A 6,312-nucleotide genomic window follows, 5' to 3' on the forward strand; every position below is an offset into this window, starting at 1 on the left:
ACTTTTCCCCACTTTTCCCCACCCGCCGCCACATTATAGCCGACCTAGCACCCAGTTTCAAGCGGCCAAAGCATCTAAAAACGCAACAATTTGGTTGAAATGCGCGTACTAGCAGAGATCGAGTAGAATATTTGAGCGAATGGATGGGTAAAGGTCATCAAATCGATATTCAGAGAGGAACCCATGAGCGAGTCAGGGAACGAACTGAGCCACCTCGATGCTGCGGGTCATGCGCGGATGGTTGATGTCGGCGACAAGGCGATCACCGCGCGCGAAGCGATTGCGCGCGGGAGGGTGATCATGCAGCCGGCGACGCTCAGTCTGATTATGAGCGGGGGGATGCCGAAGGGTGACGTGCTAGCGGTGGCGCGGGTGGCGGGGATCATGGCGGCCAAACGCACGTCCGAACTGATTCCGCTCTGCCATCTGCTCAACCTCAACCATGCCAGCGTTACGTTTACCCCTGACCCCGCTGGCAACGCGCTGGAGATTGAAGCGACGGTGCGTTGCGCTGGCCAGACCGGGGTGGAGATGGAGGCGCTCACGGCGGTGAGCATTGCGGCGCTGACGATCTATGATATGTGCAAGGCGGTTGATAAGCTGATGCAGATTGATGGGATTCGCCTGATCGCCAAGCGAGGCGGGCGCAGCGGCGATTGGGAACGCCCCGATCCGGCTTGACATTGAACAAATGTTCTGATATACTTCAGCTCAGCAGCCATGCCAACACCGGGGGAATGCGATGCTGAGCTGGAAAACGTTACAAAAGGCGGCCTATCAACCGGCGCCGCAACGGATGCGTTGCCCGCCGCGCAGCGAACCAATCGAACTGCTTGCCTTACGGTTTGGCTTCCTGCCAGCCGCCTTCCGCCACGATGATCGCGTGCAGCGGGTCAGCAGCGTTGTCTGGATTCGTGATGTGTGCCGGCACGACGGCGATTTACGCTACTACCGGGTACGTTGCACCGACGGCGGCGAGCAGACCTTGATCCACGATCTGGCAACGGGCCGGTGGTACCGGCAACACGAGCGAGGGCACTGGTCGCGCTGGTAATCCGGCGCTGGCGCATATCTTCATGCCATTGCCCCCGTCTAAGCGCGCCCTTGGGGTGAGGATAACAGCACGTTGCGACGCGCTTGATCGCTGGTTATTGCAAGGGGGCAAGCGCAGCCGCCAACTGCTAGGGCCTGAGCAACCATCTCCTGCGCCAACGTAAGTGACGCTAGGAGGAGGATCGTGACTCACGCCGTTGCGGATGCTCGTTTCTGCAATCTGAGAGAAAGAAGATCGGTTATGGCTCGTAAATCATCAGCGCCAGCCAGCGCACCCGTTACGACGCTGGCACCCGTAGCAGCCGCTCCCGCACCGGGTAGTGAAACCTTCACACGCCGGCAGCCACCCTTCTTGATGTGGTACGACGACAACCCGAAAACACCGGTAGCGCAGAAGATCGCCGCGGCGATTGCCGCCTACAAGATGCGCTTCCCCGGCGTCGAACCTACCCTTGTCTTAGTCAATGAAGCGGAAGTCACTCCGGTCGAGGGCATCGCTGTGCGCGGGATGGTGACGGTCAGCCGGCATACGTATTGGGTCGGGCAAGCGCTGGCGGGGTAAGCAGAGGCGGCATATCACCGAATGCTGCCCAATAGCATGCACGTTGAGCACGGTCGTGCGTGTCGCTAGGGGTGGTCGATAATCACACTACACCCGCGCGAGAGCAATTCACTATGGCGTGCGGCAGTTTGACTTCCGCACGCCATAAGTGTCCTATCACGGTATACGGGCGATTTGATGAGGAGCCGCGCCGCACCGGTTTCCATAACCACATTACACCCGCGCGATGACAATTCATTATGGTGTGCGGCAGTGATACCGCCGCACTGACCCAGTTATCTATGCCCTCAAGCTATGCGTTCACCCCTGCGCATCAAGGTACGCCAAGCCTTCTCGGGCATAGGGGTTGTCGGGGTCAAGCGCCAGCACATTTTCCAGCGCCACCCGCTGATCGGCGGGATCGTCAACCGCACCGCTCAGCCAAAGCCACGCTTCCGGGATTTGTTCGTTTAATTCCACCAGTTCCAGCAGCAACTCGCGCGCGCGTTCCTTATCCCCGCGCACCAGCGCCTGTGCGCCTTCGTAGAGCAATTCGGCTTGACGGCGATCAAGCGGCGGCATGGTCAGGTCTCCTCGCTAGCACCAAGCGCATATTCAACGTAGACAATGGCAGCTTCCAGCAATAACGACATCGGACTGCATCCATTGCCCCATCCGGGTATATCCGTGTCTCTTGTGCGTTGCCAATTATGCCGGCTTGCCGCGCCGGGCAACTTGCACCACTTGCGCCAAAATGCTCAGTGCGATCTCTTCTGGTGTCTTCGCGCCAATCGGCAGGCCGATCGGGCCGTGGATGCGGGCCAATTCCTCGGCAGTAAACCCTTCGGCGACCAGCCGCTCAAGGCGGCGGGCATGGGTCTTGGGACTGCCCAGTGCGCCAATATAGCGCGCTGGTGAGCGCAATGCCACTCGCAAGGCTGGGTCATCGAGCTTGGGATCGTGGGTGAGCACGGCTACGCTGCTGCGCGCATCGAGCCGGCCCGCAAGTGCCTCATCGGGCCACGCGACGACGAGTTCATCAACATGGGCAAATCGTTCACCAGTGGCAAACGCCTCACGGGCATCGATCACGACGGTGCGGAAGCCAACGACTTTGGCCAGCGCCGCCAACGCGATGCTGATATGCACCCCGCCGACCATAAAGAGGGTTGGCGGCGGCACAAAACTCTCGATAAAGACGGTCGCGCCAGAGGCCAGCGTGATCGCTTGGGTATCGCCTTGGGCCAGCAAAGGCAGCGCTGCCTGCACTGCTTGCGCCGTTAGATTGCTATCCCCCAAATCGCCAAAGGTTTGGCCATCGGGTGTCACGGCCAGCTTAGCCCCGACCGGCCCGCCGGCCAGCACCGTGACGGTTGCCAATGGCCGGCCATTGCGCACGGCGTCGCGCACCAGTTCATAGATTGCGCTCATACGACATTGCACCCTCATCCAGCCGCCCCTTCTCGTCCGTCGTCAAAGAAAGGGAGCTACAGTTTACTGAAACATAGTTTGCTATTCCCACATGATGAGCGCGAGCAGCTCGAGCATTGCGCCGGCAGCGCCGTGCGGGCCAGCGGACCGCACCCCCAGCGCGCCATGGGAGCGCAGGCGGCTCGCCCGCTGCGCCGGCAGCAACCCTTTATCGCAGCGGCTCAACCAGCACATCAATCGTACCGCCGCAAGCCAACCCCACTTCCCATGCCGTCTCATCGGCGACGCCAAAATGGAGCAGGCGAGCTTGGCCGGTGGCAATTGCTTCTTGGCATACTTCAAACACCGCGCCCTCGATGCAACCGCCGCTGACCGAGCCGATCATTGCGCCGCCCGACGACACCGCCATCTTGGCCCCCACCTGCCGCGGCGACGATCCCATCGTGCGCACTACCGTCGCAATCGCCACCTGCTCGCCACGGGCCAACCAGCGGTCGATCGCGTCAAGAATGTCGTGCATTGTCCGCTGCCTCCCCGAACCTTACGATTGTTTACGCTCATCCGCCGGTACGATTATTAGTTTCGGATACAATTGATTATACCTGATATAGCAAAGAGCATACAGGGTGGTGTCACGTGACTATTCTGGACGGTTTCGTACCATTTCGACAAGCCATCAACGGCACGACGATTTCCGGCGCGATCGGCGGCAGCGGGCCACCGCTGCTGTTGCTACACGGCTACCCGCAGACGCATGCGATGTGGTATGCGATTGCGCCGTCATTGGCAACGTCGTTTACAGTGGTAGCCGCCGACTTACGTGGCTACGGCGATAGCGACAAGCCGGCTGACGATGCCGAGCACGCAACGTATAGCAAACGGACAATGGCCGCCGATATGGTCGGGGTGATGGAACAGTTGGGCTTTACCCGCTTTGCCGTCGCCGGGCACGATCGTGGGGCGCGGGTAACGCATCGCATGTGCCTCGACCATCCTGATCGGGTAACACGCGCCGCCGTGCTCGACATTGCGCCGACCCATCACATGTACTGCACCGCTGACCGCGCTTTTGCCACGGCGTACTACCACTGGTTCTTTCTCATCCAACCGGCGCCGTTACCCGAACGGCTAATCGGCACTGACCCTGAGTTCTGGGTGCGCAGCAAGCTGGCGCATTGGGGGCGGACACCCACCGCTTTTACCGATCAGGCAGTAGCTGAGTATGTGCGCTGTTTTCGTGATCCCGCCGCAATTGCCGCTAGTTGCGCCGATTACCGGGCAGCGGCTAGCATCGATCTCACGCACGACGATGAAGATTTCCGCGCCGGGCGCAAGGTGTTGTGCCCGCTGCTGGTGTTGTGGGGCAGCGACGGTTTTGTCGGCAAACGCTACGATGTGTTGCAGGTTTGGCGCGAGTATGCCGTCGATGTGCAGGGCCATAGCGTCCCCGGCGGCCATTTCTTGCCCGAAGAGGCGCCAGCCGATACGCTAGCGGCACTGCAACAGTTTTTTGGCTGACTAAGGCTCGCACCCCAACCCCGGCGTTTCGCTACCGCAAAGGCGCCAAGCGAGCAAAGACGCAGAGGGGTAAAACGCAAAGGCGCAGAGGACGCAAAGATTCTTAACGCAAAGGCGCTGTAGAGCCGGCCGGCTGTCCGGCTCCGCAGAGGGCGCAAAGGGGTTTTGGAGAGGAACTGCAAAGAGACACAAGCGTTTACCATACTTTTTTTGTGCCTTTTGTGTCTCTTCGTGGCGATTTCTTGCCCCCCCCCCCAGCCCCTCCCCCGCTGGGGGAGGGGAGTCACACACCTCCCTCCAGCGGGGGGAGGTTGGGAGGGGGAGCCACACCCGATGCCCCTTACACCGGGTTGCGGCTCTTCCTCACGCCAGCAGATCAAGGATGCGATTAACGATCGCGGTATCAACCTCATCAAGACCGTAGGTGAGGCGCTGGCGGCGGCGCTCGCCTTGCCAGATTTGGCGCACAGCTTTGCGGATGCGCCACCCCTTGCGCTCAAGGTCATCCAACGCGCGCTCGACATCGGCTCGCTCGCTCTCGTCACCATGCGCGACAGCGGCAATCGCTTGCAACAATGGCTCAAACTGCTGCACGGCGTGGGTGGTATCTGCTTCGCTCTCAGCGATGCTGATCAGGCCAATCGCGGCCAAGCGGTCAATGACCTGCTGCTGTTCAGCCGGCGGCAAGCCATTGATCGCAAACTGCAACGCCGCACCATCGCCTTGCTCGATCGCCTGCCGCACTGCCGGCGGCAAGCTGGCGAGAAACTCCGGCGTCAGATCGGCAGCGATGTCTTCAGCAGCGGCGCGATGGCGCTCGGCGAAATCGGCAAGGCCGAGATCAGCGAAGATCTCGGCGGCGCGGGCCAAATAGGGCCGGGCCAGATCGGGCCGGCCCATGCGGCGCAACGCCCACCCGTAGTTGCCGGTTTGCGCCGCGGCGCTGTAGTAGTCACCCGCCGCCCAATACAATTTGACCGCCTGATTGAGCAGGTCGGTCGCTTGCGGCAGATCAGCGGCAATCAACGCTTTGCCGCGCGCAATCAACGCATCGGCTTCCGCCTTCAACTGAGCAGGATGCGTCATAGCGGCCCTCGCATTGTCGTCATGCGCTGGCGACGCAGCGGGCGCTGCGCGCTGAGCGAGGCCAGTTTCGCGCCGAGTTGCTCTAAACTCACGAGATTATGCACCGGTAAAAAGTCATCAACGAACGGCAGCGCCGCTTGCATCCCGACCGTCAGCGGCTCGTAGCCGGGCGTGCCGAGCAGCGGGTTCAACCAGATCAAGCGATGGCACGAGCGTTGCAGCCGATCCATCTCGCGTGATAACAATTCAGGCTCGCCGCGATCCCAACCGTCGCTGATCACCATCACCACCGGACTGCGCCCAAGCACGCGCCGGCCCCAGCGGAAGTTGAACTCCTTGATCGCTTCGCCGATGCGGGTGCCGCCGCTCCAATCCACCACATGCTTGCTGACCGCATCGATCGCGTCGTCAATGTCTTTGTGGCGCAACTGGCGGGTGATACGGGTCAGGCGCGTGCCGAACACAAAGGTTTCGACATCACCCAAGCCAGCCGAAATCGCATGGGCAAACTGGAGCAAAATGCGCGAATAGCGCTCCATACTGCCGGAAATATCGCAAATCAGCACCAGCGGGCGCGGCTCGGTGCGAATATCGCGCCACGCCAGTTCCACGGGCTCGCCGCCAAACCGCCAGCTTTGGCGCAGGGTACGGCGCATATCGAGCAGGCGACCGGCGCGGGCCGG

General features: G+C 61.2%; 10 protein-coding genes. 4 read left to right on the forward strand and 6 right to left on the reverse strand.

All coding sequences use genetic code 11. The annotated features are described in order from the left end of the window. Positions 1-183: 183 nt before the first annotated feature. From moaC to U9R81_RS00555, 3 genes are all read left to right on the forward strand, one after another. A complete protein-coding gene (moaC, locus tag U9R81_RS00545) occupies positions 184-681 on the forward strand; it encodes a cyclic pyranopterin monophosphate synthase MoaC (protein WP_322493596.1) in 498 nt (165 codons plus the stop codon). 61 nt (positions 682-742) lie between these two features. Then, on the forward strand, positions 743-1,054 hold the full coding sequence (locus U9R81_RS00550; RefSeq protein ID WP_322493597.1) for a hypothetical protein: 312 nt from the start codon (positions 743-745) through the stop codon (positions 1,052-1,054). A gap of 240 nt (positions 1,055-1,294) precedes the next feature. Continuing rightward, entirely contained in the window at positions 1,295-1,615 is a 321-nt protein-coding gene (locus tag U9R81_RS00555) for a hypothetical protein (RefSeq protein ID WP_322493598.1), read from the forward strand. Between the two features lie 300 nt (positions 1,616-1,915). Here the strand turns inward: U9R81_RS00555 and U9R81_RS00560 are convergent, their stop codons facing one another. The 4 genes from U9R81_RS00560 to U9R81_RS00575 all read right to left on the reverse strand — a co-directional run bounded on the left by U9R81_RS00560 (position 1,916) and on the right by U9R81_RS00575 (position 3,545). Further along, the gene (locus tag U9R81_RS00560) at positions 1,916-2,176 is read right to left on the reverse strand and encodes a hypothetical protein (RefSeq protein ID WP_322493599.1); all 261 of its coding nucleotides are present in this window, start codon (positions 2,174-2,176) and stop codon (positions 1,916-1,918) included. 126 nt (positions 2,177-2,302) lie between these two features. Then, complete coding sequence (locus tag U9R81_RS00565) at positions 2,303-3,025, reverse strand: XdhC/CoxI family protein (RefSeq protein ID WP_322493600.1); 723 nt, start codon at positions 3,023-3,025, stop codon at positions 2,303-2,305. A gap of 81 nt (positions 3,026-3,106) precedes the next feature. Continuing rightward, positions 3,107-3,250 (reverse strand): hypothetical protein, encoded by a 144-nt coding sequence (locus tag U9R81_RS00570; RefSeq protein WP_322493605.1) that lies wholly within the window; start codon positions 3,248-3,250, stop codon positions 3,107-3,109. Next, positions 3,234-3,545 (reverse strand): XdhC family protein, encoded by a 312-nt coding sequence (locus U9R81_RS00575; RefSeq protein ID WP_322493601.1) that lies wholly within the window; start codon positions 3,543-3,545, stop codon positions 3,234-3,236. Before U9R81_RS00575 ends, U9R81_RS00570 begins: the two co-directional genes overlap by 17 nt. Before the next feature lie 116 nt (positions 3,546-3,661). On the opposite strand from U9R81_RS00575, the gene U9R81_RS00580 reads away from it, so the two are divergent. Then, positions 3,662-4,543, forward strand: a complete 882-nt coding sequence (locus U9R81_RS00580; RefSeq protein ID WP_322493602.1) for an alpha/beta hydrolase — start codon at positions 3,662-3,664, stop codon at positions 4,541-4,543. 363 nt (positions 4,544-4,906) lie between these two features. Here U9R81_RS00580 and U9R81_RS00585 read toward each other — a convergent pair whose 3' ends face one another. Both U9R81_RS00585 and U9R81_RS00590 read right to left on the reverse strand, forming a co-directional pair. Next, positions 4,907-5,629 (reverse strand): tetratricopeptide repeat protein, encoded by a 723-nt coding sequence (locus tag U9R81_RS00585; RefSeq protein WP_322493603.1) that lies wholly within the window; start codon positions 5,627-5,629, stop codon positions 4,907-4,909. Continuing rightward, positions 5,626-6,312, reverse strand: a 687-nt coding sequence (locus tag U9R81_RS00590) for a vWA domain-containing protein (RefSeq protein WP_322493604.1), incomplete at its 5' end; no start/stop codon positions are given. The genes U9R81_RS00585 and U9R81_RS00590, both read right to left, overlap by 4 nt.

It is taken from the genome of Chloroflexus sp. (assembly GCF_034435895.1).
GTDB lineage: Bacteria > Chloroflexota > Chloroflexia > Chloroflexales > Chloroflexaceae > Chloroflexus.

What these genes read in the sequence shown, in the direction of transcription:
- moaC (WP_322493596.1), top strand. Translation starts at nt 184, where the DNA reads ATGAGCGAGTCAGGGAACGAACTGAGCCACCTCGATGCTGCGGGTCAT.
- U9R81_RS00550 (WP_322493597.1), top strand. Translation starts at nt 743, where the DNA reads ATGCTGAGCTGGAAAACGTTACAAAAGGCGGCCTATCAACCGGCGCCG.
- U9R81_RS00560 (WP_322493599.1), bottom strand. Translation starts at nt 2,176, where the DNA reads ATGCCGCCGCTTGATCGCCGTCAAGCCGAATTGCTCTACGAAGGCGCA.
- U9R81_RS00575 (WP_322493601.1), bottom strand. Translation starts at nt 3,545, where the DNA reads ATGCACGACATTCTTGACGCGATCGACCGCTGGTTGGCCCGTGGCGAG.
- U9R81_RS00565 (WP_322493600.1), bottom strand. Translation starts at nt 3,025, where the DNA reads ATGAGCGCAATCTATGAACTGGTGCGCGACGCCGTGCGCAATGGCCGG.
- U9R81_RS00585 (WP_322493603.1), bottom strand. Translation starts at nt 5,629, where the DNA reads ATGACGCATCCTGCTCAGTTGAAGGCGGAAGCCGATGCGTTGATTGCG.
- U9R81_RS00555 (WP_322493598.1), top strand. Translation starts at nt 1,295, where the DNA reads ATGGCTCGTAAATCATCAGCGCCAGCCAGCGCACCCGTTACGACGCTG.